Annotated in this window: 20 protein-coding genes, 1 tRNA gene and 3 pseudogenes; 5 read left to right on the forward strand and 19 right to left on the reverse strand. The window is 65.8% G+C overall.

Translation table 11 applies throughout. The annotated features are described in order from the left end of the window. Positions 1-77 precede the first annotated feature (77 nt). The gene (locus ACIBF7_RS40825) at positions 78-569 is read right to left on the reverse strand and encodes a YajQ family cyclic di-GMP-binding protein (RefSeq protein WP_148036498.1); all 492 of its coding nucleotides are present in this window, start codon (positions 567-569) and stop codon (positions 78-80) included. A gap of 261 nt (positions 570-830) precedes the next feature. On the opposite strand from ACIBF7_RS40825, the gene ACIBF7_RS40830 reads away from it, so the two are divergent. After that, a tRNA-Tyr gene (locus ACIBF7_RS40830) sits at positions 831-915 on the forward strand. A 235-nt stretch (positions 916-1150) separates the two neighbouring features. Here ACIBF7_RS40830 and ACIBF7_RS40835 read toward each other — a convergent pair. From ACIBF7_RS40835 to ACIBF7_RS40870, 8 genes are all read right to left on the reverse strand, one after another. Beyond that, positions 1151-2530, reverse strand: coding sequence for a tyrosine-type recombinase/integrase (locus tag ACIBF7_RS40835; protein ID WP_397199518.1), 1380 nt, complete (start codon positions 2528-2530; stop codon positions 1151-1153). Beyond that, the gene (locus ACIBF7_RS40840) at positions 2527-2718 is read right to left on the reverse strand and encodes a helix-turn-helix transcriptional regulator (RefSeq protein WP_397199519.1); all 192 of its coding nucleotides are present in this window, start codon (positions 2716-2718) and stop codon (positions 2527-2529) included. Before ACIBF7_RS40840 ends, ACIBF7_RS40835 begins: the two co-directional genes overlap by 4 nt. After that, positions 2715-4334, reverse strand: a complete 1620-nt coding sequence (locus tag ACIBF7_RS40845; RefSeq protein ID WP_397199520.1) for a replication initiator — start codon at positions 4332-4334, stop codon at positions 2715-2717. Before ACIBF7_RS40845 ends, ACIBF7_RS40840 begins: the two co-directional genes overlap by 4 nt. Beyond that, positions 4331-5758, reverse strand: coding sequence for an FtsK/SpoIIIE domain-containing protein (locus tag ACIBF7_RS40850; protein ID WP_397199521.1), 1428 nt, complete (start codon positions 5756-5758; stop codon positions 4331-4333). Before ACIBF7_RS40850 ends, ACIBF7_RS40845 begins: the two co-directional genes overlap by 4 nt. A gap of 85 nt (positions 5759-5843) precedes the next feature. Next, entirely contained in the window at positions 5844-6134 is a 291-nt protein-coding gene (locus tag ACIBF7_RS40855; RefSeq protein WP_397199522.1) for a hypothetical protein, read from the reverse strand. Further along, a complete protein-coding gene (locus ACIBF7_RS40860; protein ID WP_397199523.1) occupies positions 6131-6565 on the reverse strand; it encodes a plasmid replication, integration and excision activator in 435 nt (144 codons plus the stop codon). The genes ACIBF7_RS40855 and ACIBF7_RS40860 overlap by 4 nt, the downstream gene beginning before the upstream one ends. A 126-nt stretch (positions 6566-6691) precedes the next feature. Further along, a complete protein-coding gene (locus ACIBF7_RS40865; RefSeq protein WP_397199524.1) occupies positions 6692-7423 on the reverse strand; it encodes a GntR family transcriptional regulator in 732 nt (243 codons plus the stop codon). 97 nt (positions 7424-7520) lie between these two features. Beyond that, entirely contained in the window at positions 7521-7802 is a 282-nt protein-coding gene (locus ACIBF7_RS40870) for a hypothetical protein (protein ID WP_397199525.1), read from the reverse strand. 319 nt (positions 7803-8121) lie between these two features. On the opposite strand from ACIBF7_RS40870, the gene ACIBF7_RS40875 reads away from it, so the two are divergent. Continuing rightward, positions 8122-9597: a helix-turn-helix domain-containing protein gene (locus ACIBF7_RS40875; protein ID WP_397199526.1), complete on the forward strand. Its 1476-nt coding sequence runs from the start codon at positions 8122-8124 to the stop codon at positions 9595-9597. Here ACIBF7_RS40875 and cutA read toward each other — a convergent pair. Together cutA and ACIBF7_RS40885 are read right to left on the reverse strand one after the other, a co-directional pair. Beyond that, entirely contained in the window at positions 9563-9895 is a 333-nt protein-coding gene (gene cutA / locus ACIBF7_RS40880; protein WP_397199527.1) for a divalent-cation tolerance protein CutA, read from the reverse strand. The two genes, ACIBF7_RS40875 and cutA, sit on opposite strands and share 35 nt — an antisense overlap. 6 nt (positions 9896-9901) lie before the next feature. Further along, the gene (locus tag ACIBF7_RS40885; protein WP_397199528.1) at positions 9902-11584 is read right to left on the reverse strand and encodes an Eco57I restriction-modification methylase domain-containing protein; all 1683 of its coding nucleotides are present in this window, start codon (positions 11582-11584) and stop codon (positions 9902-9904) included. 133 nt (positions 11585-11717) lie between these two features. Between ACIBF7_RS40885 and ACIBF7_RS40890 the strand changes: the two genes are divergently transcribed. Further along, entirely contained in the window at positions 11718-12437 is a 720-nt protein-coding gene (locus ACIBF7_RS40890; RefSeq protein ID WP_397199529.1) for a PaeR7I family type II restriction endonuclease, read from the forward strand. Between the two features lie 372 nt (positions 12438-12809). Here the strand turns inward: ACIBF7_RS40890 and ACIBF7_RS40895 are convergent, their stop codons facing one another. After that, positions 12810-13346: a hypothetical protein gene (locus ACIBF7_RS40895; RefSeq protein ID WP_397199530.1), complete on the reverse strand. Its 537-nt coding sequence runs from the start codon at positions 13344-13346 to the stop codon at positions 12810-12812. A 1053-nt stretch (positions 13347-14399) separates the two neighbouring features. On the opposite strand from ACIBF7_RS40895, the gene ACIBF7_RS40900 reads away from it, so the two are divergent. After that, entirely contained in the window at positions 14400-15710 is a 1311-nt protein-coding gene (locus tag ACIBF7_RS40900; RefSeq protein WP_364232741.1) for a hypothetical protein, read from the forward strand. Between the two features lie 154 nt (positions 15711-15864). On the opposite strand, the gene ACIBF7_RS40905 is transcribed toward ACIBF7_RS40900, so the two are convergent. From ACIBF7_RS40905 to ACIBF7_RS40925, 5 genes and pseudogenes are all read right to left on the reverse strand, one after another. Continuing rightward, positions 15865-16425, reverse strand: coding sequence for a hypothetical protein (locus tag ACIBF7_RS40905; RefSeq protein WP_364232743.1), 561 nt, complete (start codon positions 16423-16425; stop codon positions 15865-15867). Between the two features lie 34 nt (positions 16426-16459). Continuing rightward, positions 16460-17251, reverse strand: a pseudogene (locus ACIBF7_RS40910) (IS3 family transposase); the annotation flags it as partial. Positions 17252-17687: 436 nt separating this feature from the next. After that, complete coding sequence (locus tag ACIBF7_RS40915; protein WP_364232746.1) at positions 17688-18605, reverse strand: hypothetical protein; 918 nt, start codon at positions 18603-18605, stop codon at positions 17688-17690. After that, positions 18602-19003 carry a hypothetical protein gene (locus ACIBF7_RS40920; RefSeq protein WP_364232748.1) on the reverse strand — a complete coding sequence of 134 codons (402 nt, stop codon included), beginning with the start codon at positions 19001-19003 and terminating at the stop codon, positions 18602-18604. The genes ACIBF7_RS40915 and ACIBF7_RS40920 overlap by 4 nt, the downstream gene beginning before the upstream one ends. Further along, complete coding sequence (locus ACIBF7_RS40925; RefSeq protein ID WP_397199531.1) at positions 19000-22149, reverse strand: CHAT domain-containing protein; 3150 nt, start codon at positions 22147-22149, stop codon at positions 19000-19002. Before ACIBF7_RS40925 ends, ACIBF7_RS40920 begins: the two co-directional genes overlap by 4 nt. Positions 22150-22345: 196 nt before the next feature. Between ACIBF7_RS40925 and ACIBF7_RS40930 the strand changes: the two are divergent. Next, positions 22346-22812: pseudogene (locus ACIBF7_RS40930) on the forward strand (IS5 family transposase); the annotation flags it as partial. Positions 22813-23468: 656 nt separating this feature from the next. Here the strand turns inward: ACIBF7_RS40930 and ACIBF7_RS40935 are convergent. Together ACIBF7_RS40935 and ACIBF7_RS40940 are read right to left on the reverse strand one after the other, a co-directional pair. Next, positions 23469-24310 (reverse strand): annotated as a pseudogene (locus ACIBF7_RS40935) (integrase core domain-containing protein); the annotation flags it as partial. A gap of 445 nt (positions 24311-24755) precedes the next feature. Continuing rightward, the gene (locus ACIBF7_RS40940; RefSeq protein WP_364232759.1) at positions 24756-25517 is read right to left on the reverse strand and encodes an endonuclease/exonuclease/phosphatase family protein; all 762 of its coding nucleotides are present in this window, start codon (positions 25515-25517) and stop codon (positions 24756-24758) included. Positions 25518-25810 lie beyond the last annotated feature (293 nt).

Consider the following 25810-nt stretch of genomic DNA (forward strand, 5'->3'; position numbering starts at 1 on the left):
AAAGGGGAAAGCGCTCCCGACCGCCTACGGTGCCGGCGGGAGCGCGACGACCGCGCACGGCCTCGCGCCCCGCTCCGCTACCGGTAGTTCGTGAACTGAAGGGCGATGTCGAGATCCTTGCCCTTGAGCAGGGCGATGATCTCCTGCAGGTCGTCCTTCTTCTTTGAGCTGACCCGCAGCTCCTCGCCCTGGATCTGCGCCTTGACGCCCTTGGGGCCCTCGTCGCGGATCATCTTCGAGATCTTCTTCGCGTTCTCCTGGTCGATGCCCTCCTTGAGCGCGACCAGCATCTTGTATTCCTTGCCCGACAGCTTGGGCTCGCCCGCGTCGAGGATCTTCAGGGAGAGGCCGCGCTTGATCACCTTCTCCTTGAACACGTCGAGCGCGGCGCTCGCCCGCTCCTCGCTGTTGGCCTTGATCTCGATATGCTCCTGACCGGACCAGCTGATGCTCGCCCCCGTACCCTTGAAGTCGAAGCGGTGCCCGATCTCCTTCACGGTCTGGTTGAGCGCGTTGTCGACCTCCTGCCGGTCGATCTTGCTCACGATGTCGAACGATGAATCGGCCAAAGCACACTTCCTCTCAGCTGCGTCAGCACCGGTGAGCGTCCGACTCCGAACGCATCCAGCCCACGAGCCTAGCCAGCATCTCCGCCCGGTGCAGGGTCCGCCTCCGGCCCTGTGGAAAAGCTCCGTGTCGTGGGGCTGACCTCGGTGGGGTGTCCGCGGGAACGAGGGGGTCGGAGCGATTCGGGACGGGGACAAACTGGTGTCACGTGCACTGCGGAAGTCCGCTATCCTTTTCTCTGTCGCCGCGAGAGCGGAAGACACGGCAGGTTGCCCGAGTGGCCAAAGGGAGCGGTCTGTAAAACCGTCGGCTCAGCCTACGCAAGTTCGAACCTTGCACCTGCCACCAGCAGTAGCTGCAGGTCAGAGGCCCTACGGGGCCTCTTCTGCGTTTCAGGGGTGTGCAGCCAGATGCAGCCCTGAGCGGCCGTTTGTCGGTGGTCGCGGGATATACGCGGGATGGATCCGGGTGCGTTTCCCCAGGTGAACGCCCATGATCCGGAATATGCGCGGGATGACACGGCCCTGCAACGCCGAAAGGCCCGGGGGAAGCCGGAGCCCTTCGAGTGGTGCTGTTCGTGATCTCATGCGGTCAGTACGTCCGCGATCCGCTGGTTGACGATGTCCTCCTGGCCGTCGATGCACTTGGCGTAGACGCGTAGCAGGACATCCACGCCGTGACCGGCACGGGCGGCCACCTCCGGAGCCGGTACGCCGCCGTTGAGCCAGAGCGAGACGGCCGCGTGCCGGAGGTCGTAAGGTCGCCGGGCGAGTGGTGAGGCGACCTGGGCGGGTGTGAGGGCGAGGGTACGGGCTTCCTGCCAGACCTCGGTGTAGGCCGTCGAGGCGACCACGCCCCCGCGCTCACTGCGGAACAGCCGCCCATCAGGGGCGACGCCGAACTCATCGATATGTTGCCGAAGGATCTTGACCAGCTCCGGAGGGATCGGGATCCGCCGGACGTCATCCTCGCCTCGATGCTTGAGACCGCGCAGCTCGTGAGCGTCGCCCGTGTCGGTCCAGCGACGGTTTACCTCAGGGCGGGAGCCGTCGAGGGTGAGCCGCCCCCAGCCCTCGTGCGGGAGATAACAGTCCTGGTCACGGAGACTGACCGCCTCACCGGGCCGGAGCGCGGCGAAGTACATGCAGGCGAACATCGCCATCAACCGCCGGCCCCGTCCTTTTCCGTTGCGCTGGCGCTTGCCCACGTAGGTGAGCGCCACGAGCAGTTCCCTGGCCTGGCCAGGGTTGACCACGACCCGCGGATCCACGGTCTCGGTCGTCTTCGGTAGCTTCCACTTGATCCGGTGCAGCGGGTTGGACGGCAGTTCTTCCAGTTCCACCGCGTACTCGAAGACGTGGTGAAGGACAGCGCGCTTCCGCCTGATCGTGTTGGCGCCGGCCTGCTTGCCGTCGAGGCGGAGCGCGAGGGCGTCGAGGGCCGGGCGTACCGCTTTCGTCTCGTTGAGGTCTTCCATGTTGAGCGATGCCGCCTCCAGCCAGCGGACGGCCCGCGCGATGTCAGCAGGCATCGCGCATCGCTTGTCCTCAGGCAGCAGAACGTACTGGCGTAGGGCCGTACGGAGGAGGGCAGCATCCGGCCGACCTGCCTTGTCCGTAGTCAAGGCTGGGAGAGCCGTTGCCAGGGCGTCGGACATGCTGTCACGGCTCTTGGCAGCCGCGTGCGGCCAACGTGCTTCGACGTACGCCTTCACGAAGTCAAGGACGGTCCGCGCGTCCTTGGCTTTGATCATCGACTCAGGGAGACCGGTCTCCAGGTCGAACGCCTCACCGCGTCTCGCCGCCTGCCGCAGGTCGGACAGGAAACTCTCGCCGAGGGCCTTGGTCTTGTACGTTTTGGACTTCTCCCGGCCGCCGACCTTCCAGCGCGCCTCAAAGGAGGGGGACTTGCTGGACTTGTTTCGGCGGATCTCCCAGAACTTCACGTCGTACGAGGTCGTCATGCTGCGCTCCGGAGGGATTCGAGCCAGGATTCGAGGTCGCTGCGGTAGATGCGGAGTTCGCCGTTGGGCAGGCGGATGCCGCGCGGAGCCTTACCGATCTCGCGCCAGCGGTAGAAGGTGCGACGGGAGACGCCGCCGAGTTCTTCGAGGACTTGGGCGACGGTGAGAAGTTCATTGCGCCTGCTCATGCCGCCCTCCCTGTCTGCTCAGTTGCCGAAAGATCTTGGCCCTGTGCTTGAGCTTCGAGTTGGGCCATGTGAGCGCGCCAGCGTTGGCGTTCTCGTACGGATCGCAGCAGCCGCACCGACAGCGGCGGCACGTTGGCGTCTCCGGCCGGGAGGGGGCGCCAGACGTAGCGGTGTGGGTCGATCGGTTCGCCGGTCTGGCCGAGGGCTTCCAGGACCCAGGTGCGGCGGTCCTGCTTGTGCTCGGCGAGGGTCTTGTTGGACCACTTGCGGGACACCAGGACGCGGCGTCCGGCGTAGCCGAGGTGTTCGGGCTTGTGGGCCTTGGAGCGGCACCGGCCAGGGGTCATCCCGGCTTTGGCGTTCTTGGGCTGGATGCCGTAGCGCAGCCAGTTGGCGCAGGTCGGCGAGCAGGGTTCGTAGCGCAGGGCGTCGATGAACCGGGCCGCGTGCTCGCGCTGGGCTTGGCCGCCGTCGAGGCTTTGGCCGAGGCTCTTGGTCAGGTACTTGGACAGGTAGCGGATGCACTGGTCGGCGTCCGGGGTGCCGGAGAGCACGCCCTTGACGTCTACTTGGTCGCCGAAGCGGATCACATGCAGTGGTTCGGCGTCGTCGTCGGCGTCGAGCTGGTCGAGGGCTTGGTCCCAGGTGGGCAGGACTTCGCCGGTCGCTGGGTCGAGGTAGCCGGCCCCGTCCTGCCAGATGGGCAGGTGCTCGCCGTCGAAGACGACCTTGTCGGCCTGTGGCCACCACACTTGGTGGTAGGTGGCGGCGGCTATCTGCTTGATCTCCGCACGCGGAAGGGTTCCGCGGATGGCCATGTGCAGGTGCGGGGCGAGCCGCTTCTGAGGTTCGACGGTGGCGAAGTACTGCACGTCATAGCCCGCGACGCGGCGTAGGTTCTGCACGAAGCGGTCGATCAGCTTGGAGAAGTGCAGCGCGTCGCGGGCGGCACGCTGGTAGTCGTACGTCTCGGGATCGAGGGGCACCCCGTCGCGGACCTTGCCGTAGGAGGGCAGGGTGAGCGTAACGAACAGCGACGGCCGGTAGGTCTTGCCGTCCGGGGCCTGGAAGGTCCGGCCGAGGGTGGTGTTGGTCATCGTGCGCTTGGGCAGGTCAGGCGCGTCCTGTCGCCGCTTGGTCGAACGCGTCCGCTTTGGAGCGGTACGGCCGAGGACGTTGCCGCGCATCCCAGCGTTGTTGATCTCTTCGTCCAGGCCCTCGATGAGCGCGTCCAGCTCGGCGGTGTCGGCGCCTGCCTTGTCGGCGTCGTCGCGCTGGGCCTGGATGTCGGCGCGGAACTCGACCAGCCAGCGCTGTTCGTCGTTCGGCTCATCCGGTGTGATGACGGGTTCCTCGTCGAGGTGCCAGCCCTCGCGGCACTGGGCCATGCGCAGGTGCCGGTTGCGCTTGGCGCACGGAGGGCACTTGGCCTCCATCGGCGAGCCGCAAGGGACATCGACGATCTCCCACTGTCCGGTCTGGGTGTCGAGCCGCTTGAGCGGGACGGGCCGGATGCACACGCCGTGTTGCTTGGCGACCTCCTCCACGACGTCCTGAGCGAGCGGCATGGCCAGCCGGACGGCGCGAGGCAGGGCGCGGTCGTGCGGGTTCGTCATGCGGCCTCACCCCGCTCGGTGAACAGGGCGACCATCTGCCGGATGTCGTGATCGGAGACGTAGGCGGCGCGGACCCGGATCGGTTCAGGGCTCGTCTCCAGGCGCATGTACGCCACTCCCGCGCCCAGCTCCGGGACGGGGGAGATGTGATCGGCCAGAGCGCCACGATCGCGGGCGCCGTCGCCGAGGACCATGTCCACCTGCTCGGATTCGTCGAGGCGGAGGGCGATCTTGTCGGGGAACAGGTTGCGGATGTTCATGACCTCCTTGCGTGGGTCCTGGAGTGCGGCCATGACGCCGACGCCGACCGAGCGGCCTTGGGTGGCGAGCGTGGCCAGGGCGGCGGAGATGCGGTGGCGCAGTTGCTTGTCGGGTTGGTAGGCGGTCAGGAACGCCACTTCGTCGACGAGGACCAGGACGAACGGGTCCTCGATGGTCGGGACGTGGGAGCGCTGGAGTCCGGCGAAGCGGGCGGCGCGCTTGTGCATGACGGTGACGGCCTCATCCAGCAGGTCGGCGCAGTCGGCCGGGTCGGCGGCGTAGCGGCCCCGGAAGAGTTCGCGGCCGTAGGACAGCTCCATCAGCTTCGGGTCGAGCGCCCACACCTCAGCTAGGCCCGCGCGCATGGCGGGAAGCAGGCCGCGGATGGTGTCCCACAAGAAGGAGCCTTTGCCGGCCCCTGTGGCTCCCGCGATCAGGACGTGGGTGCCATGCACCTTGAGCCGCAGCGGCTTGCCGTCTTCCTGCTTGCCGATCTCGACCGGTCCCACGGTCGGCTCATCCGGGATGGGCAGTGCCGGGATCGGGGCGGCCAGTGGGTCGCTGCGCGGGAAGGTGAGCAGCAACCGGCCGCCCTTGATGAGCGCGACGCGGCATGAGGTGGTGCCGAAGCCGTGGGCGAGGTTGTCGGTCCGGTCGGCCCAGTCCTTGACCGCTTGGCCTTTGAGCATGCGGACGGTGATCCGGTCGGCCCAGCCGTCGCACTGGACGCGGACGAGCCGAGGGAGGTAGTCGCGGCCGTGGACGCGCCGGGCCAGACCGGAGACGTCCATGACGGGCTGCCAGTGACGGCGGTAGACGGAGACGAGCCGCCACCAGGCCAGTAGCCGCCAGCCGATCAGGCGGGCGAAGGAGGTCCGGTCGGTGAAGGCCCAGCCGAGCAGCGCCAGGACGACGAACCCGAGCAGGGAGACCGCGAGCGGCCAGTCGTAGAGCAGCCAGACGACCCCGAGGCTCACGGGAATGGCGACGGCCACGGGATGCCGCCACACCGTCCGCGCGAGGGCGGCGAGGAAGCGGCAGGCGAAGACGAGCAGGGTGAGAATGGCCGGGGTCTTCACCACGGCGGGACGGAAGACGACGGCAGTGTCCGGCGTGGTGGTGACGAGGTTGCGCGTCTCGTCGCCGGGGAGCTTCTTGAACATTAGGCTGAACTCCTCTCGTGATTGGCGTCAGGGGAGAAGAAGGGGCCGCCGGAAGGACCAGTTCCAGCGGCCCCGCTTTCGTGTGTCAGGCCGCCGCGTTCTGCTCGGCGTGCAGGCGCTCGCAGTCGGCCAGGAAGCTGGTGGCCGCTTCGACGAGCTCGTTGGCGAACCGCAGGTGTTCGCCGGTGATCTCGGTGTCGCTGGTGGTGCTGATGAACACCTGGCAGGCGCCGTGGCGGATGCAGAGGAAGACGCAGGCGTGCTGATCGGCGGCGTAGTACTCGACCTTGGTCAGCCTGTCCGGGTGGATGGAGACCCCGATGCGGGGTTCGGCGTCGGGCTTGATGCTGATCGTGGTGTAGCTGGAACCGGTCATGCGGCAGCGGCCTCCTTGCTGCTGGACTTGGCGTTGGTGGTGGCGGGTGCGGTAGTGGTGCGGGGCGCGAGCATCTGCCGCGCCTTGATGGAGTAGGCGAGCCGTCCGGAGCCGTTGACGTACGGGGTGACGGTCATGCCGTCGAACTCGACCGGCGTGAACGGCAGCCCCGCGACGGGAGCCGGGGGCACCGGCTGAACCGGGCTCAGGATCTTCACGGCCACGGTCTTCTGTGCGGCCTTGAGCGTCGGGTCGGCGTCCATGACGGGGATCTGCCAGACGAGTTCGCCCGTCTGCTTGTCCCGCGCCTGGACGAACCGGCCGTTGGTGGATGCCTCGAAGTCCTTGACCGGCTCGACGTCCCCGACGCTGTAGCAGCCGTGCGGGAAGACCTGGGCGTACGTGACGGGGATGGGGCCTTGGATTGCCATGGTGCGAACCTCCTTGTCTTGCGCGGTCAGCCACCTTGACTGACCAAGTTGTGGCTCTATTAAGCACTGAGCCCACTTGGCCAGTCAAGTAGGCCAAGTGGGCTCGGAAGGTAAAGAAATCCGGGATTACCGGATCGGATACGCGTCCTCTAGTTCATGCCGATCACCGGGAAGCACGGACTCGACCACGACCCACGGCTTGCCGGTGGCATCGCAGGCCACGGCGTAGACGGTGAGCAGCGCGGCGGAGGGCTTCACGTCCAGGAGGCTGGACTCCTCCTTGGTCGGGTTCCGCGCGGTGACGTGCTCGATGATGTGGTCCAGCGAAGTGCCGGCCGCGCTCTCGACGTACCGGCGAACGCCCTGCTTCAACTCCTCCGGCTCGGTCAGCGGCGTTCCGGACGCCACCTCGACCGGCAGCCACGTCGAGGAGATCTCGGTGGGTTCCCCGTCATGCTCGACCAGCGACCGGCGCAGCACCACCGCGGACTTGGGCTTGAGGTTGAGATAGGCGGCGATCCTGTTGGGCGCCTGCACCTCTTCGGCCGTCAGCAGTCGAGTGGAGACCTGGACCTCTTTACGCTCCAGCAGCTCCCGCCCGGTCCGTACCTGCTGACCGGTGGGAATGGCCGGGCGACCGCGCACGAAACGGCCCTTGCCCTGGTGGGTGACGATCCAGCCTTGGTCCCGCAGCACGCCGAGCGCCTTGACCACGGTCGGTCGGGCCATGCCGAACTCGGCCATGAGCTGATGTTCGCTGGGCAGCATGGAGCCGGGCGGGTACTCGCCCGAGTCGATGCGTCTTTCCAGCTCCGCGATCAACTGGGCGTACTTCGGAGGCGTGTATTCGAATGACATCAGGAAGCCCCGCAATCACCATGCCTGTCTAGCCAAGCAGGCTATCAGCGCAGGTAGCTTGGGCAACCCTCGGTTCGGTCAGAAAGTCGTACCCCGCCTACTGGGCCTGGCCGAGCAGCAGCGCGTCCCAGACTTGTGCGGCTTCGCGGAACAGCCAGCGGTACGTCTCGTGAACCGTGCCGTCCTTGCGCAGGGTACGCCGGATGTACGCGCGACCGGCGGCGTGACACAACTCGTAGTAGACGGCTTGGCAGTCGCAGGTCCAGGTGATCACCCGTACACGGTCTTCCGCCCGAAGCCTGTCGAGCCACACGATCTCCATGTGATTCGGCAGCGCCCTGGGCACGTGCGGGGCCACGCAGTCAGTGACGATCTCCATCACGCGGCCCGCCTTCTGCCCACGCCGGAGCACTCGAAGCAATCAACCTGGGCAAGATCAACCGTGGTGCCGTCGATACGGCGCAGCGCGTCAGCGCGGCTGGCCCTCACCCAGCGCCAGCCCTTGCCCCGGCAGGCGCGGCACCTCTCACGTGTCAGCAGCTTGTTCGCAGTCATGGGACAAGCGTCTTGACCTGGACGGAGACAGCCCATCCCGAGCCGAGATCTCTGGACGGGATGGGTGTTATCCCTTGACGGGATGACTGCGAGCCGTGACGGTGGAGTCACCGGCAGTCCAAGGACGCAAGGGGAAACGGCAGATGCCCGCAGACGGGGCCGAACCGGTCGTCGTACCGGCTGACCTGTGGCAACGCCCCGAAATGCTCACCGCGCTCACAAATCGCGACATCGGCCACCTCTTCCGGCTCGTGCGCCAGTACGCAGGCGTCAGCCAGACCCGCATCGGCGTCGCCGTCGGCCTCAGCCAGGGCAAAGTCAGCGAGATCATGAACGGCGCAGTCCAGGTCACCTCATTCGAGGTGTTCGAGCGCATCGCCGAGGGTCTGCGACTGCCGGATGCGGCGCGGATGACTCTCGGTCTGGCTCCGCGCGTCATCACCGGCACCCCGGTCTTGTCAGCACCCATCCCGGCTCGGGATGGAACACCAGCAAGCGGCCTTCTTAGCGTGGAACAAGTCGAACTTGTTGTCAGCCCGCGCCAGAGCGCCGACCTTCTTGATGTTGACGTGCTGACGCTGGCCTGGATCGTGGGAAGGCTGGACGCACACGTGGACCGCCGAACGATGCTCCTGCTCGCGGCCGGACTGACCGCCGAAGCCGCCGCCTCCGTCGCCGACCCCTGGGAACGACTGACCCGGGCACTTGCCGGCCCTCAGGTGCTCGACGAGGACACCGTCGAACGCCTCGAAGCTCGGACCATCGGGTTCCACCGGCTGGAGTACGAACTTCCAGCCAGCGCCCTCTACCAAGGGTTGACCAGCCACCTCAACGAGCTGAGCACGCTGCTTCAAGGCGCACCCGAGCGGTTCCGCCGCAGACTGGCTGCCACCGCTGGAGAAGCGGCGACGCTGGCATCGTGGCTCGCCTGGGATCTCAAGCGGCCCGCGCAGTCGGCATCGTTCAACCGCGTCTCAGCACTCGCCGCGAAGGAGAGCGGGCACCCGATCATCCAGGCATGCACCCACGCCTACCGCTCGTACATGCTGGAGGGCCGAGCCGCGCTGGAGGCGGTACGGCGGGCGCAGCAGTTCCTACCGGCCCAGGGCGACGACGCCACACGGGCATGGCTGCTCTGCCTGGAGGCCGAACACCTCGCCACGCTGGGGGACAGGCAAGCTGCGGAACGGCTACGGCAGGCCGAAGAGGCTTTCGACCGCTCCCGCCCGCATCGCGAACGTGCCTGGACACGCTTCCTGGACGGCGGGCGCATGGCCGCCTTCCAGCTCTCCGTTCAGGTCCGGCTGGGCGACGAACGCCAGGTGATCACAGCAGGGCAGCAGGCTCTCAGCTCGCTCGATGATGACAGCGACCACAAGCGCATCGCCGTCATCTACGCTGACGTCGCCCAAGCTCAGTTCCAGATCGGTGACATCCCGACCGGCGTCACCTACGCTCGCCGTGCTCTGGACTCGGCCCAGCGAACTGAGTCAACGTGGGGCCTGCAACACCTGGGCACCGTAGAGAAGACCCTCACCAGTCAGCAGGACCCCGCCGCTCGCGAACTGCTCGGTGACCTGATCGCTACGCGCCGGGCTCTGGGGACGTCTCCTGCCTGATCCACTCCAGGTAGTCGGCCGTCCCGGCCACCAGCGGAACGGCGATGATCTGCGGCACCTCGTACGAGTGCAACTCACGGACGCAGGCGGCCAGCTCGTTGAACCGGTCGCCTGTCGTTTTGATCAGCAAGAGCCATTCCTGAGTTCGGTGCACCGCGCCCCTCCACCAGTAGATGGACGTGATAGGCGCGGTGATCTGCACAGCAGCAGCCAACCGCCGATCTATGATCGCCGATGCGATTCGCTCGACCTCGTCGAGATTGGCGACGGTTACCCGAACTTCTATGTGCACATGCATGGTCGTTCAGCTCGGCCACTCGTCGAGCCCATAGACCTTCAAGGCCGTTGCTGTTGCCGCGTCGACATCCCGGATACGGAACGCTGAAGCGAGCTGAGCCTTGTATTCGTCTTTGATGTCGCCAGGGTCGGGCACGGGAATTCGGCGAAGGTACTGAGCTTGGAAACGGAGCGTCTTACCGCGCATCTTCACGGCAAAGGCCTCGACGAAGGCCTCAGCAACCTTGGACAGCAGCAGACCGCCGAGAACCTCAAGGTCCCACGTGTCCGAGGTGATGAAGTACAGATTGTGGTGCGGATAGAAGCCGCCTTCGTCCAGTACCGGGTGACTGCTGAGCTTCATATCCGGAAAGAGCAACTTGGGTTGGCCGGTCAGGCCGTGCTCAACTTTATCGATCGTTTTGTACCACTTATCGGGGGCCTTCTTGGCGATGTAACGCCCGCTGAGTACCGCACGGTTTCGGCGAAACCATGCTGCGAGCCGCGGATAACGGCTCAATTCAATGAGCCGTCCGTTCTCATCCCAGGGATTGACGAGATAGTGTCCGCCCCACGAGAGATGCCCGCTTGTGGTGTCGCGCACCATCGCAAGAGGGAGGAGACGTTCCGCCTCCACCAGATCGGCATCGTTGGTGATGAAGACCTTGTCGGCGCCGGTCGCGATACCGATACCCACCCGGACCCTGGATGCCTTATCCCCAAGAACCGTGAAGCGCTCTGTCAGGTCCTCCAGTGCCGCAAGCCTTGCGGGGGAGCCGGACGGCCACAGGTCATCACCGGAGAACCAATGCGGCATCCGGGCCGCTTCATAGGTGGGGGTCTGCTTCGATGCCTCTTTGTTGTGGCGCGCCCAGCTCACCAGGTCGCGGGCCGCAGTGTCGTTGAACTCTCGCTTCGTATCGGCGACAACCGCCGGCCCCTGCTCTCCGCGTCGGATGATGGTCACCGCCGGGTACGCAGCTACCTGCTCTTCAAAGGCATCGACGTCGTGCATAGTCACACAGGCGTCTAGAGCGAACTCCTCGCTGACTAGCTTGCGTAGCTCTCGCCCGTACTGGTTACGCATCCACCGGTCGGCGCAGATGAAGCCGAGTCGGCCCCCCTCTTTGAGGGAGCGGAGGCCCGCTTCGAAGAACCCGATGTAGATGTCTGCTCGGCCTACCATCGTCGGCCATAGCGCGCGATAGAGGCTCGTCCGCTTCTCTGGGACATCTTCCAGACGGATGTACGGGGGGTTGCCGACCACGACATCCACGCTAGGCCGTGCTTCCTGTTCCAGAAGGTAGTCACCGCGGCGAACCCATGATTCGGCTACCTTGGTCGCCTCAGCTGTCGACCACCCTTCCTCCGTCAGCAGTCTCTCGACGCGTGACTGGGCAGCCATCACGTTCCGGGGGAGGAGGTCGTAGGCCGAGACGGCGTCGGCCGCATCGATGATGTTGCGAGCGTGCGCCCGGCAGGAGTCACTGACTCTCTGGGCTATGACTTCTAGGAATGCTCCGCCGCCGCAGGCCGGCTCCATCAGGCGGAGGGCAGCTAGGTCCTGGTCAGAGCGGTAGTTGAGAAGGTCGAGGATCATCTCGATGATCCATCGACGGGTGAAGACCTCACCGTGTTCAACGGCCTCGTCAGGGATCTCCCCCAGAGAGGCACGAGGGACGAGGTTGATGTCCAGGGCGAGCGTTCTCACAAGCGCCACCTTACGGGGAGTAGGGATGGAGGGCAGCCCGCAGGTCCGAACTTCGCCCAGCATGAGACCGGGGTCATGCCCTAACCTTGATCGGATTCGGGGACCAGATCCAGGGCCGAAGGGAGCACCTAGGGTGCAGAAAGAAGATGTACAGCGCGCAATCGAATCGTTCTGGTCTACGAGGGAGAGTCAGAGGGCCAGACTTGAAGATGCGGGGAAGTCGGGCGGTGCAGCACGCGCAAATGGTCATATGGGTGGCATCGAGAAGATTGTTGCCGATGAATTTCTAAATGCAGGCGTTCCGGCAGAATGCATCACAACACGCCAAGCATACCTGCCCGGATTCTACAGGGTTCGCAAGCAATGGGACCTTGTAGTGATCCTCGAAGATATGTTAGTCGCAGCCTTCGAGTTCAAGTCCATGGTTGGCAGTGTGGGCAAGAATCTCAACAATCGATTCGAGGAAGCGCTTGGCTCCGCAACAGACACTCACGCAGCGCAGATCAAGAACAACCCCTACGGAGATGTGGGGGCCTGGCTAGGATACGTCTTCATCCTCCAAGAAGACAACGAGAGCGAGCAGAGGGATCGGGGGACAAGTGCGCTCTTCCCGACCGATCCTGTATTCGGCGGTATGTCCTACAATCAGCGCTACCAGGAGATGGTTCGGCGCTTTCTCGGAGAAAATATTTATCAAGCCGGCTGGTTCGTGACGACAAAGGTCACCGACGAAGGCATCGTCTACAACGAGCCGCTTGCCACCGCAACCGCTGAGGCCTTCTCCATCCAGATCCGAGCTCGTGTGGCCTTCGTGAAGTCTGTGCTGAAGTCCCGGAAGACGGGATCAGCCTGAGCGCCACACATTGCCGAATTGATCTCATAGGTATCAAGCGGCGGCGCGGCGCGCCGCCGTACCCCCGGCCCTCCGCCCGCCCGCCGTCCGGGCGTGCGGCCTGGGGGCCGGTCCCGGACGGCGGCGGGACACCGGGCCGGGCACCGCACGCCGGCCCCGTCGTACCAACCGAACGCTCCGACCGGGGTTGCCGCGCCGTCGCACAGATGCAGCCCTACGATCGCCACTGCATGGCTGGCCACCGTAAGTGCTTGGGGGCGATCGACGATCCAGGGTTCGTTCCTCACCCTGGCTCACCGAGCATCGTGGCGGCTCTCCGAGAGCCTCATACTTTGCATGCGCGGCGAGCCATTACATCGAACTTCTCACAATTCAAGTTGCGAGTAGGTCGAAATGAAAGCCTATCGCTAGAGCGGTGAACCCTAAGATGCGGACCACGGCGGCGAAGCGGCGATGTTCAAGTAGTCCGGCGAATAGTGCCACGCTTTCAACGATGTAGCGCTTGAAGTTGTATACATAGACAAAGCCCATACCTGCGATGGATATCCAAAAGAGAATCTGCTCATATAGTAGGGGATGTATGGCCTGTACAACGTCGGGGTTTGCGAGCATGGCAATAATGATTGGTGGCACAATGAATAGCGCTAAACAGCCTATTGTGCGCCGAGGTTTGGTCGAATAGAGAGGATGATCGTTCCATGTCTTGTCTTTCTCGCGCGCCCGCTGTGCATATGCTTTCAGGGTCTCTGGGCCAATAATGTCTAGGATCACGGTAGCCGCGGCCAGAAATGATAATACTTTCCCACCTCTTCCCCACCAAATGGTCGGGATTCCCCATAGGGTCATGTCGCTGATGGATCTACCGGAAAGCCATAGATTCCACGCGTCTGGGAGGCTAAGGTCGACCATGTCATTAGGGTAGCTCCGGTTCATGGTCTTGATGGCCTTGATTGGATTCGGATCCGAATTGTCGGCAATATGTATCGCGAGGCCTTCAAGCGGGACCGTGCACCCGCCCTGACCTGCATCGAACTGCCCGGAACAGTGCGAGATCGATCTTTCAATCCGCAGGTTCCAGAGACGATCGTGCCTGCCTTTCCCTCGCGGGATATACGCGGGATGATCTTCCCCGGCACCGGACAAGCGAGAGCCGTCCCCGAAGGTCAGGGGCCTGATGCGGCTAGGAACGTCGACCCGCTGTAAAACCGTCGGCTCAGCCTACGCAAGTTCGAACCTTGCACCTGCCACACCAGCGGGAAGAGGCCCGTCACCAGCGGAAACACGGTGACGGGCCTCTTACGTTGTGTCCGGCCGTCTACGGCTGAGACCGGCGCTCTACGGTTGATCGTTCCCTAGACGTTCCCTAGTGATCAAGGAGAGGGGCCGTGGCCAGTTCGCCGAGCTTGCCGATCTGAAGCGGCAACGGACGGTTCAGGTCCTGCTTGGCAGCTCAGAGGAGATCACCGCCTCGCTCGACCCCACTTCCCGGGGCAGATTGAGGGCATGACTGGGACCATTGCGTACAGGTGGACGCCTGAGCGCAGATGAGCTGCCGGGCGTTCCGCCCTTCGTGTGTCGACGTCGGCGACCTCGTCGTCAAGGCGGGAGGCGAAGTTACGGGAGACTCCGAGTGCTTCGTACCTCGGGCTGTGCACGCTAACGACAGTGGCGCCTTGAGACTTGCAGGCCCTGCTGTTCGCGCGATGGGTGGCCGAAAGTCGCTGAGCGTCTCGCTCATCATGGCTCGACCGCTGAAGAGATCGAGACCCCTGGAGTCCCTAGGACGAGGTGTGAAGGTTCGGATGCTTGCCTGCCCCTACAACCAGGGAACCTGCATGGTGCTTCTTGGAGGTTGACTTAAGGCGGGCGAGTAGGGTCTGCTGTTTCGAACGTCATGGCCTCTTCGACGACGGAGAAACGTATCCTCAGCGAGGCTTTGGACGGAACCAGGAGGTCACGATCGTGAGCGATGTTCCTCTCGGCCAAGTTATCGAAGGTAGTTTGGGATTCTTCTGGCCCTTCACGAAGAAGGTTCCAAGCTTGAACGGGGACCCGGAGCGCGGGTATGTCCGTCGCGATGGTGGGTGGCTTCTCATCGAGACGCTGGATGAAAATATCAGAAAGAAATACTCTCAACGCAAGGCGGAAGGGACTCCGGAAGCTATCGCGGCTCTCATGCCGGAGAAGTCAGCCCTTTTTTTGGAAGTAATAGGGAGTGGTTGGACGACGCGTTCGGGATATCGGGCATCGTCCAAGCGGTACCGTGCGCGCACCATGATTGGAGATATTCCGTTCGATAGATTGAAGAGTGCGCGAGTAACATGCGTCGAAGCCCGCTTTCATGGTGTCAGCGATTGGGCCGGTGTGTCGGCAGCGAAGGAAAGCGTTACGCATGGGGACGACGGGCGACCCAAGTCGTGGACCTTTACTCTCGGTGCGACAGAGCCTGAGAGTCGCAAAATCTCTCACGGTCGAGAAGTTGTCCTGTCAACCACTTGGCAAGTGGGCGGCGATCAAGATCGACGAATCGCCAGTGCGCCTGTCACGCTCGCCTGCTCAAGCAAGCGGCCACGCGACGTATGGGATCTTCTGCAGCCGTTGCTTTTCGTGCAGGATCTACTAAACCTGGCATGGGAAGGTTTCGTCACAGCTGCCGACGGTGCGGCCGACCTGCACACATATCCTGTCGATGGAGGTGAGACATCGAGGCCTAGGCTCTGGAATGGTGCTCTTATGATCCCCCTCCCAGGGATTCAAGGTCCGAAGTCCATAAATGAGTATCCTCTTTTCGATCTAGCTGATCTAGGTGGAGTTCCAGGGTTGGCTCGTTGGATTCGCTTGTACGGCGCACATCCACGGGCAGTTAACCCTGTCGTGAACCCTTATCGCTTCGGTCCAGCGACGGCCGAGGTGGCTTTAAGGGACGTTGCTGCTGGTATCGAGTACTGGGTTAAGAGTAATCGTCCAGCTGCATGGGCCAATGGCAAATATATGCAGGCGTTGGCTGGCCGAGTGGGCAAGCCCTTCAGCGCGTGGGTGGGCAACGCGGAGGATTGGTGCAAAGATTTCTGGCATACCTACAACATGCTCAAGCATGATGTTGCATACCGAATGGATCCAGAAAGGGTGCCAGATCTCGTATATAGTGGTCGGCTTCTGCTTGCTTCCGCACTTCTGGATAGGGCGGCTGGGACTAAAAATCCGAGCCGCCAGATTTTTCAAAGTCATAGAACGCGCAGCTTGGGGTCTAGGCTGCGAAAGAGATATCGCTAGGGGTTGCAGGATGCGCGGGGCCTTGTAGCGCAACAAGTTTCGTGGGGCCAGTGAGGCGCAATCTGACTTTTATATGCGGCTGAGAGGCGGCGCACCGCCCCTCAGCGCCCTTCATAGCTGCCGAGCCTGTTGCGGCTTGGCGCTGTTGGGCATCTCATCGTGTCGCATCCCAGATTCGGCGCATGGCCTCGCTCTGCTGTCCGTAGATGCATTTGGCGTAGACGCGTAGCAGGACGTCAACGCTGTGGCCTGCCCATTCGGCCACTTGGGGTGCGGGGACGCTGGCGTTGAGCCATGTGGAGACGGCGGCATGGCGCAGGGCGTAGGGGACCTCCATCAGGGGCGACTCGGCCTCCGACGGTGTGAAGGCTTTCGCTCTGGCTGCGTGGAAGACCTTGAGGTCGGCGCGGTCGGTCATGAGGCCGCCGCGAGGGCCGATGAAGATGCGTCTGCCGGGGCCGGCGCCGAACTCCTTGAGGTGCTCGATCAGCATGTTGGACAGCTCGGGGTGGATGGGCACTCGCCGTATCTCGCCTACGGCTCGGTGCTTGAGTTCCCGGCGTTCCCTCACCTTGCCGCTGTTGGTCCAGTGACTGCCTGAGCGGGGCTCCGCGTTGGTGAGCCGCATCTCTCCCCAGTCGTCCGCAGGAAGGCTGACGAGGTGTTCCTGACGTAGGTCTACGACCTCTTCGGGCCGGAGCGCGGCGAAGTACATGCGGGGGCTCGCCCCGAAGTGTGGACACCGGTCGTTATGCGGCGAGCTGCACCTTATCGATGGTCTGCTGCTCGTAGTCGATCGGGCTGAGGTAGCCGATGGTGGAATGCCTCCTGCGCGTGTTGTAGCGGACGATCCACTTGAACACCGCCAGGCGAGCCTCCCACGCCGAGGACCAGCACGTAGCGCCCTGGAGGGCCTCGCGTTTCAGGGTGGCATTGAACGCCTCCGCAGCGGCATTATCGGCGCTCGAGCCGACCGCTCCCATGGACTGGCGCACCCCGAGCTCGGCACAGACCTGGGCGAACTCGGCCGAGGTGTACTGCGCCCCATGATCGGCATGAAAAATCGCCCCGTCCAGGCTGCCCCGCGTCGCGGCCGCGGCCCGCAGCGCGTCGATCACCAGCTCGGTGCGCATGTGATCGGCGATCGACCAGCCCGTCAGCCGGCGTGAGCCCAGGTCCAGCACGGTGGCTAGGTAGAGGAACCGGCCGTCACCGACGGGCAGGTAGGTGATGTCACCGACGTAACGCTGGTTCGGAGCCGGCGCGGTGAAGTCCCGCCGGATCAGGTCGGGCACCTTCTGATGCGAGGGTTCCGGCGCCGTGGTGCGCACCTTCTTGCGCAGGTGCAGCCCGACGATGCCGAAGCGGCGCATCACCCGCGCCACCCGCTTGTGGTTGACCGCCCGGCCCCGGGCGCGCAGCTCAGCGGTGATGCGCGGACTGCCGTAGGTGCCGTCGAACTCACCGTGGATCTGCCTGATCTCCTCGGCGAGCGCGGCATCGGCCGCGGCCCGCTCCGCCCGGGCCGGTGCCGCTCTCCGCCCAGTTCAGCGCCCGAACGAGATGTGATCGATGCAGTTCCCAAGCTGACAGCGGGAAGATGGTCTTGTGGAAGATCCCCGGGAAGCCATGGCGACACCATTCACGAAGCCATCGACAGGTTCGCCGAGCGCTACGAGCGCCTTCGGGAGACTCGTCCCGGAGACTTCGTCGAACCGCGCGAAAAGTACGGGCGGGGCTTCTACTCCTAGATCATCGACCATTGCGACGCTGGGCTCCGAAGGCCCCTGTGTTCGCGTCCTGGGTGGTCCCGGCTCAGCAGCCGCCGTGCAATATGCGTGCAATGATCATGGACCTTGCGTCCATGAGACATGGCTCCGGTGCAGGCGGGAGGCCTTGTGTCATTCATAACGGTCACGCACTGTAAACCGTCGGCACAGCCTACGCAAGGGCACCAGCCGGACCGACCCGGCATGCTCAGGTGTCGTGCTGGTAGGCCTTGGTGCCCGGCCAGCCCTGGCGAAGCTGCCGCGACAGGGCGAGGAACCGGTCGCGTTCCTGCTCCGGGGTATCGGGGAGCGGTAGATGGAGGGCAGCGAGGAGGTCGAAGCGGTGGAGGGCGACCGCCGCGTAGACCAGCTCACCATACGCGTACGCGGCGTGCACCGCGCCCCGGTAGGCCAGAGCGGCGAGAACGACCATGGTGAAGGCAAGGAGTGTCCACCAGCCCAGGGGAAGCAGCGCGGCGGAGATCACTCCCATGAGGGCGAATGAGCCTGACAGGCGGCACGCGGCGTCGAGTTGGTCGCGGGCATCGTCCACCATCGCCGCCGTCCGCTCGGGCAGCAGGGGGTAGAGCAGCGGCCACGTGGCCACCACGTCGAGCCCGTAGTCGTCGCCGGGGCGGTCCTCCGCCGCCCGTAACGTGTTGCCGAGCCGGGTGGGCAGCAGGCGGTCGCGCTCGCGCGGAAGCCTGCGCAGGCGGGCCGCTGCGTCGACCATTGCTGGAAGATCGGCCGCATTCGGCTCGGTGACGCGCTGGCGCGCCTCCAGCCGGTCCCAGCGCCTTTGCCACAGTGCAAGTAGCGGGATGCCGATCAGCCGGGCGGGTCCCTGCAGCAGACTATAGCCCTCCATGAGCCGCACGGTCGGCCGCTGCAGCGGCTGTAGCAGCAGGGCACCCACGATGAGGACCAATACGAGCAGCGTCCATTCGCCTGCCGTGAGCGACATAAGAGTCTGCGTCAGCTGCTGCCTGCTCGGCGGCTGGGCGGGGGCGCCCGCCCCGAGCTCGACCAGCACGGTGAGCATCACCGCGAGCACGGGGAGCGCACCGGTCACGGTGAAGCGGCGGCCGAGGTCCTGCCCGAGACCGGGCAGCCCGGGAATGCTCATGAAACCAGCACCTGGTCCGGGTGCCGGGGGCAGCGAGGCTCATGCGCCGGGTAGAGGACCAGCCCGAGCCGGGTGGGGCAGCCGGGGCGAGGGCATGTCAGCGTGACCATGTCGTACCTTGCCACGCCCGGCAGAAGGCTCTGGTCGGCCGCTCCGTAGCTGCGAACCTCATGCCCGATGGGCGGCGGCAGGCTGTAGGCGTCGAACCGACGCAGGGAGCCCAGGACACGGCCCTGGTTCAGGACGATGACCACTTCGTGCGCGTCGTCGGCGTCGAAGTAGCGTAGGGCGGCTGCCAGTGCCGGAGCCACGTCCTCCTCGGCGTCCACGATGATCACCGCTCCGCCCTCGGAGCGGTCGCGGCCGAGCCGGTTCGTGAGCGTGGCGATACTCGTCATCGGTCCTCCTGGTGCCGGGTGTCGATGATGCGTCCTGGGTCGCCCTGACAGACGAACGCAGCCCAGTAGGCCGGGTGCGGATACTTACGGCGCATCGCCTGCCGCGCCCCGGTCAGCGCCTCAGCCAAGCCATCGCCCGCCCAGAGCCGCCGGTACAGGTCGGTCATCAGGTCGCGGGTCTGCCGGTCGGGAACCCTCCACAAACTCATGACCAGCGACCGGGCTCCGGCGATGGAGACCGCGCGGCGCAGCCCGAACACCCCTTCGCCCACCCATGCCTCGCCCAGCGCGCTGTCGCACGCTGACAGCACGACCAGCCGGGTGCCGTTCAGATCCGTGAGCGCGAGATCCGCGGCGGTCAGCACGCCGTTGCCCGCCTCAGGCGGCAAGTCGCCACCCGAGAGCCAGGTGTTCGCGCCTGCCAGCGCAACGCCGCAGCGGAGCATCGGGTCGTCCACGTCCCGGCCGGACAGCCGCTCGAAGGGGTCGTCGCGCGCCAGGGTGAAGTCCATGGGGGTGGCCAGCGCCCCGTCGAGCACGAGGATTCGGCGATGGGCGTCGACCGGCGTCACGATGTCTCCGACGGCGATGTCCGCCAGGTCTATCGCGCGCGGGACGCTGGGGCTGAGGAACCCGTGACTGGCGATGTGCAGGACGAGCGGGCTGCGAGCGCCCGTCACCCGTCCCTTTACGGCGTCGGCGCCTGCCAGCGGCGTGACGCCCAGGAACTCGGCGATCTGCAGGCCTTCCTCGCGCGCTCCCGGCAACGGGGTGAACGGCGCTCGCTCGCTGGCCTTCCGGCCGCCCGGTGTGCCGAGCTCGAGGTCGGGGTCGGCCAGCACGAGTGGCGGGCCGCAAGGTGCGGGCGAGGGCAGGCTCAGGTGCAGCGCGTCCCGGCCCGTCGGCAGGTAGCACACCAGCCACCGGTCCATGACGAGCCGTCCGTCGTCTAGCGGCAGCGCCTCGTACGGCAGCGTGCTCAACGCGCCATCGGGAGCCAGCAGCAGGCGAGAGGCCGCGCCGAGCGCAGGCGTCAGGGGATCCAGTACGGCGCGGCGCAGCCGGGCCGCTTCACCGGTGTCCTCCTCCTGGTTTCGCCCGCTCATGATCGCGGTGACTTGGCTGGTCAGCTCGTCGATGTGCTCTGCATCGCCCAGGTCGACGAAGGCAGGCGGCGCGCCGGGACGCAGGACGAGCGCGCTGTAGCGGGCGCCCGCGTGGACTCCCTCGGTACGGTCGGCCGCGTGGAAGTCGAAGACGGCGCGCCGGCGCAGCTCGACGAGTGCCGTGTCGGAGGCCAGCGTGGTGGCGATGTCCTGCCACGTCAGCTCGAACAGGCGATGGCCCGCGCTGTGTGTGCGCTGGGCGATCTCCGACTCGACTGCGTCGAGCCGCTGCCTGTCGTCCGCCAGCCGTTGCCGATGCGTGTTCATCGCGCCGTCCGACGGTCCGGCCAGCTGCCTGGCGTTGATGGCGGCCTGCAACCGGTCCCGCTGCTTGTGCAGGTCACGCAGCCGGGGATCGTGGTCGCCAGCGTACAGCACGTCCCGCTGCAGGATGGTGAGCTGCGCGGCCAGGCCCTTGTGCCTCAGGAGTGCGTCGGCGGCGACGGCCACCGCGTCGGCGTCCGTGTTCAGCTCGGTGAGCACCAGGCCGAGCAACTGGTCCACGCGGAACCGGCTCCCTGACAGCGCGGTGAGCCACTGCCCCCGCGAGCCCGTGGCGAACACGGCGCTGAGCCAGTCGTCCTCTCGTTCGAGCGCCTCCCGGAAGACGGCCAGCGCGTCATGGGGGCGCCCACTGGCGGCGTGCAACTCGCCCAGGTTGAACAGGGTGTCCCTGAGGTTGTGCGGGGGCCCGGGGAGCCCGCGAATCAGGTCGATGGCCTGTGCCAGCAGCTGCTCCGCCTCCTCGTCTCGGTGCGTCTTGTAGGCTAGCCGGGCGAGGTTGTTCAGAGCCGTGGCGTGGGTCGCCGGGTCGGTGTCCTTCGACAGCAGGCCGACGGCCTCCTCCAGGAGCGTGCGGGCCTCGTCGTACTGACCGCGCATCTCGTGCAGCGCGCCCAGGGCGATGAGAACCGACGTCGCGCGGGACGGCGGCGCCTGAGCCGATCCCCGCAGCACCTTCAGGGCGTGGCGGTAGTGACGTTCGGCCGATTCGAGCGCGCCGGCCGAGTGGTAGACCTGTCCGAGCGCGTTCAAGGCCGACGCCACACCCGCGCGCTCGCCCACCCGCCTGTACAGCTCGACGGCGAGCTGCAGCGACCCCTCCGCTCCCGTCAGGTCCTGCTTGTCCCGTTGGAGCATCCCGAGGTTGGCCAAGTCGGTGGCCACTTGGCGCGCGTCGCCGTCCTCGCCGATCCAGGCTGGCTCACGTGAGTCGTCCAACTCCTCGCAGGCGAGCTCGTAGGCTTGCACCAGCCTAGGCAGCGCGCCCGACGTGTCGCCGAAGCCGTACATCAGCCGTCCGAGGTGAGCCAGGGCGGCGACCCGCAGCGGTCTGCCTTCTCTCGGCGGCAGGGCCTCGCTCCACTGCAGGCACCTGGTCCAGTGCTCGTCGGCGCCGTCCCCGTCGCCCAGACGCAGACACCAGTTGCCGAGCAGGTAGTGAGCGGCGCTGCGGGAACGGGCGTCGCCCAGGTCAGGAGGCCGCCCCGTGTCCTCGGGAGCGCCGCCGGCGATTTCCTCGTACACCGCCTTGGCCCGCTCCGGCTCCCCGGCCTCCATCAGGTACTTGGCGCTGTCCTCCAGAGCCTGCACCAGGTCGGGGTGGCGGGCAGGGAGGAAGCCACGGCGGGCGCCGAGGATGTACTCAGCCATCCGTGAGGCCTCCGCGGAGTCGCCAAGTCGGTCAGCGAGGAGCATGACTGTGGTGGCGCGTTCAAGGACCGGCGGGTCGTCGGCCTGGCGTACGGCCCGAGTCAGCGTCCAGCCGGCTTCGGCGAGAACCTTGGCCGCGATCAGTTCACCGCGGGCGATGCACTCGCCAAGGAGATTGTCGTTTGCCATGAGCAGCTCGACGTGGGGTGATTGCATCAGCTCGGCAATGAGCGCGGTGGCGGCCTCCTCGTACCGGCCGACGCCTCTGAGGTGTGAGACCTCAGCTAATGTGGTCTGACGCCGCCGCTTGGACTCGCCTTCACCCATGCCCGAAGCTCCTAGCGGTAGTCCCCCGTAAATTCTGCATCAGATGACGATCCTCCGGTGATTGTTTTCGCGAGGTCGAGCGGAGCGGCAGGGCCGTCGGCCGTGGCAGCGCCGGAGGAGTTGGGCCACCACCTCCCTTGCTGATCTCGAGCTGCTAGGTCGTGTCTTCAAAGTGATCTAGGTAGGGGATCATGGTGTGGTGATCCGGCGTCATGAGCTCACTGATGAGGAGTGGGAGAAGCTGCGGCCGTTTCTGCCTGTCTCGCGGTTAGGTCGTCCGCGTGAGGATGACCGGCGGGTACTGAACGGCATCGTGTGGAAGATCCGTACCGGTGTGGCATGGCGTGACGTTCCGCCCCGGTACGGGTCCTGGCAGAGCCTGTACACGCGGTTCCGGCGCTGGGCCAGGGACGGCACGTTCACCGCGATGCCGCATGCGGTGCAGGCCCGGGCCGATGCGCACGGTGCCCTCGATTGGCTGGTGGCGGTGGACTCGACCATCGTGCGTGCGCACCAGCACGCCGCCGGTGCCCGTAAAGGGGGCTCGTCACAGGCTCGCCGGCAGATAACGCCCTCGGCCGATCCCGCGGCGGGCTGACCAGCAAGATCCACCTGGTCTGCGAAGGCACCGGACGACCGCTGGCGTTCTGCCTGACCGGCGGAGTGGCCGCGGCTGCAGACCACCCGCTGGACGGTGACAGGTTCGGACGGGGAGGTGGGCGGTGGCCCGGCGGGGCGGGCGTTGCGCAGGCTACCGCACTCGGCGAGCGGAAGCGGGCAGGGCACGGCGCGCAGCAGGAGGCGTTGCCCGTCCATGACGCGGGCGGTGATGCCGTCCAGGCGCACGGTGACGCGCCGACCGGCGAGGTGGGCGCCGATGCACAGGGCGCGGCCTGCCAGGCTGATGCAACCGATCGAGCTGACCTGCCGGTCGACCTCGACGGCGCTCGCTTCGATGGCCGGTTCACCGGCGGGCTCGGTCGGTGCCGGGCGGGCTTGGCCCGAGGCGAGCAGCGCGGCCAGGTCCTTGACGGTCAGTCGGGAGGCCACGCTCTTGAGCCTGCCGCCGCTGGTGGTGAACACATGCAGCCGTTGCGTGCTGATCAACAAGGTGATCGGCATGCCCGCCCGGTCGGGGCCGAGCCAGAGCTGCTGGCCTCCGATTGACAGGTTGCCTGATGCGGGCACGATCCGGTCGACCTCGATGGCCTGGCGCGACAGCGGATCGATCGTGGTCGTCAGGATGGGTTCGGGCCGTTCGGGCTGATCGGCGGCAGGAACCGGGGGATCGGCGGGCGGGGGAGTAGGACAAGCTGCAAAGGGGCTCCGAGAGCCGGAGCGGTCACCGTGGTCAGGCCGGCGGGCAGGTGCAGCGGCAGTTCGCGCTCGGCCCGGCGGAGGCCGTCGCTGCGCTCGATGAAGAACCGGTCGGTGGGCAAGGCCATGTCCAGCGCCTGGTGCGGGCGGGCGGTGTTGTAATGCTCGGCGAACGCGTCCACCTCGGGTTGGGCGGCTTCGAGTGAGGCGAACGGCAGCGCCTCGGTCAGCAGTTCGCGGCGCACGCTCTGGTGGAAACGCTCGATCTTCCCGGTGGTGGTCGGAGTCCTGGAGCGGTGTGACGCAGCTTGATGCCGTTCTCCCGGCAGACTCGTTCGAACAGCACCTCACCCGCTTTCGGCCCGCCGAACCGGCCGGTGAACTGCTTGCCGTTGTCGGCCAGCAGCAGCCCGCCCATGATGTCCATCTGCCACAGCTGCATCGGCCCCGGCCGTTCCCAGCGGCGGTAGTCCTCGCGTCTGCGCCGGCGGGTGACCGGCTCGACCAGCCCGTTACGCACCAGCACCCGATAGATGCTCGCCCGTGACGGCAACGGCTCCACCCCGCGCCGGCCCAGCTCCCACAACAGAGTGCGCGGGCCCCACCGCGGATGGGCGCGCCGCAGCTCACAGATCAGCGCCTTGATCGCCGCCGGCGTCTGCATCGGTTGCGCTTTGGGCGCATGCGACCGATCGGCCAGCCCCGCTAGACCGCCGTCCTGATATCGGCGCACCCAGACATGCACCGACTGTCGTGACACCCCATACCGGCCTGCTACGTCGGTGACCTTTGCCCCCGACAACACCTCGATCACCGCGTGATAGCGCTGTTCCGCGACGCTCAACTCCACCAATGCCATCCCGGCCTGCCCCGAAGCGTCGATAACGCCACGAGCAGGCACAGGAAACGATCAAGGTGTCAAGCATCAAGCGAGGCCAGAGTGTCAACCATTAAGCGAGACAGGACATCCGGCCATGGCGATCACACTGCCGAATTGTTCTTGTAGAGATCAAGCGGCGGCGCGGCGTGCCGCCGTACCCCCGGCCCTCCGCCCGCCCGCCGCCCGGGCGTGCGGCCTGAGGGCCGGGTCCCGGACGGCGGCGGGACACCGGGCCGGGCACTGCACGTCGGCCCCGCCGCACCAACCGAACGCTTCGGTCGGGGATTACCGCGTCGCCGCACAGATGCAGGCCCACGATCGCCGCTGCATGGCTGGACGCCGTACATGCTTGGGGGCGATCGGCCACACCGGGGCGGTGGGGCCGATCGCTGCTACTGCCTGAACTGCATCAATACCGCAGCTCGGCCAGTACGGCGTAGTGGTCAGAGGCGGTTTGGGGGCCAGCGCCCACCACCTCGCAGCGCACCGGATGCCCCGCCCCTCCTGCACGCGGCCAGGCGCTCAGGACGTAGTCAAAGCGGCGATCGGGATAAAGTCCAGGACGTGCCCATGGGTTGGCGTTGCTCCATGTGTACCCAGGACCGCCGTCGCCAGCGATCTCCCAAGCGTCGTAGAAGACCACGCCGGGCGTCCCTGGTGCGCTACGTCCGGTCAGCATTCTGATCTCGTCACTGTCGGGCGACGCGTTGAAATCCCCGCAGACAACTGTTGGACGTCGCCGCGAGGCCACCTCGCCCACGAAAGCGGTTAATGCCCGCACCTGCATTTGGCGAGCTTCCGACTCATCCAGCCGATACGCGCCGATCATCACGCTGAATATCTGTAGCGGGCCCCGTGGTCCCGCCAGCTCACAGAACAACGCGTGGCCCGGCAGTGCACCGCCCGGCAGGTGCCGCTCCTCACTTCGCGCGATCGGCCAGCGTGACAGTAACGCGCATGAGGATTTCTCTGAGGCCACTGCGGTGTGCTTGTAGCCGAACGTATGCCCGGTCGGCTCCTGCAGAGTCACTACATCGGGCGCCAGTTCACCTATCACCTTTTCGATGCGCTCGGCGCGCTCGGCGTAGGGGCCGTGCTCGCCCCACACGTTCCAGGTCAGTAGGCGCACGCGAGTTTCAATCACGGGTCCGTACGGTTCTGCCCAGTTCATGCCCGCGCCTCCACCGCTACCGCCTGATCGATCCGCTCCAACAAATCTTGGCAGGTGTTACTAATCGGGCATAGGTACTAATCAGTCATCTGCTGGGTTCTCAATCGTGCCTGGCCTCGTGAGATATACGCGGGATGGCCTTCCCCGGTGGAGGCAAGCGAGAGCTGTACGCGGAGGTCAGAGGCCTAACGCAGCCTGGAACTTCGACCCTTGCACCTTGCCACCAGCAGTAGCAGCAGGTCAGAGGCCCTACGGGGCCTCTTCTGCGTTTCAGGGGTCATGCAGCCGGATGC

It is taken from the genome of Nonomuraea sp. NPDC050478, assembly GCF_044458265.1.
Taxonomy (GTDB): domain Bacteria; phylum Actinomycetota; class Actinomycetes; order Streptosporangiales; family Streptosporangiaceae; genus Nonomuraea; species Nonomuraea ferruginea.

Excerpts from the sequence above, each read along its gene's own strand:
- ACIBF7_RS40835 (WP_397199518.1), bottom strand. The coding sequence starts at position 2,530 with ATGACGACCTCGTACGACGTGAAGTTCTGGGAGATCCGCCGAAACAAG.
- ACIBF7_RS40840 (WP_397199519.1), bottom strand. The coding sequence starts at position 2,718 with ATGAGCAGGCGCAATGAACTTCTCACCGTCGCCCAAGTCCTCGAAGAA.
- ACIBF7_RS40845 (WP_397199520.1), bottom strand. The coding sequence starts at position 4,334 with ATGACGAACCCGCACGACCGCGCCCTGCCTCGCGCCGTCCGGCTGGCC.
- ACIBF7_RS40850 (WP_397199521.1), bottom strand. The coding sequence starts at position 5,758 with ATGTTCAAGAAGCTCCCCGGCGACGAGACGCGCAACCTCGTCACCACC.
- ACIBF7_RS40855 (WP_397199522.1), bottom strand. The coding sequence starts at position 6,134 with ATGACCGGTTCCAGCTACACCACGATCAGCATCAAGCCCGACGCCGAA.
- ACIBF7_RS40860 (WP_397199523.1), bottom strand. The coding sequence starts at position 6,565 with ATGGCAATCCAAGGCCCCATCCCCGTCACGTACGCCCAGGTCTTCCCG.
- ACIBF7_RS40865 (WP_397199524.1), bottom strand. The coding sequence starts at position 7,423 with ATGTCATTCGAATACACGCCTCCGAAGTACGCCCAGTTGATCGCGGAG.
- ACIBF7_RS40870 (WP_397199525.1), bottom strand. The coding sequence starts at position 7,802 with ATGGAGATCGTCACTGACTGCGTGGCCCCGCACGTGCCCAGGGCGCTG.
- ACIBF7_RS40875 (WP_397199526.1), top strand. The coding sequence starts at position 8,122 with ATGCCCGCAGACGGGGCCGAACCGGTCGTCGTACCGGCTGACCTGTGG.
- cutA (WP_397199527.1), bottom strand. The coding sequence starts at position 9,895 with ATGCATGTGCACATAGAAGTTCGGGTAACCGTCGCCAATCTCGACGAG.
- ACIBF7_RS40895 (WP_397199530.1), bottom strand. The coding sequence starts at position 13,346 with ATGGTCGACCTTAGCCTCCCAGACGCGTGGAATCTATGGCTTTCCGGT.
- ACIBF7_RS40905 (WP_364232743.1), bottom strand. The coding sequence starts at position 16,425 with ATGTACTTCGCCGCGCTCCGGCCCGAAGAGGTCGTAGACCTACGTCAG.
- ACIBF7_RS40915 (WP_364232746.1), bottom strand. The coding sequence starts at position 18,605 with ATGAGCATTCCCGGGCTGCCCGGTCTCGGGCAGGACCTCGGCCGCCGC.
- ACIBF7_RS40920 (WP_364232748.1), bottom strand. The coding sequence starts at position 19,003 with ATGACGAGTATCGCCACGCTCACGAACCGGCTCGGCCGCGACCGCTCC.
- ACIBF7_RS40925 (WP_397199531.1), bottom strand. The coding sequence starts at position 22,149 with ATGGGTGAAGGCGAGTCCAAGCGGCGGCGTCAGACCACATTAGCTGAG.
- ACIBF7_RS40940 (WP_364232759.1), bottom strand. The coding sequence starts at position 25,517 with ATGAACTGGGCAGAACCGTACGGACCCGTGATTGAAACTCGCGTGCGC.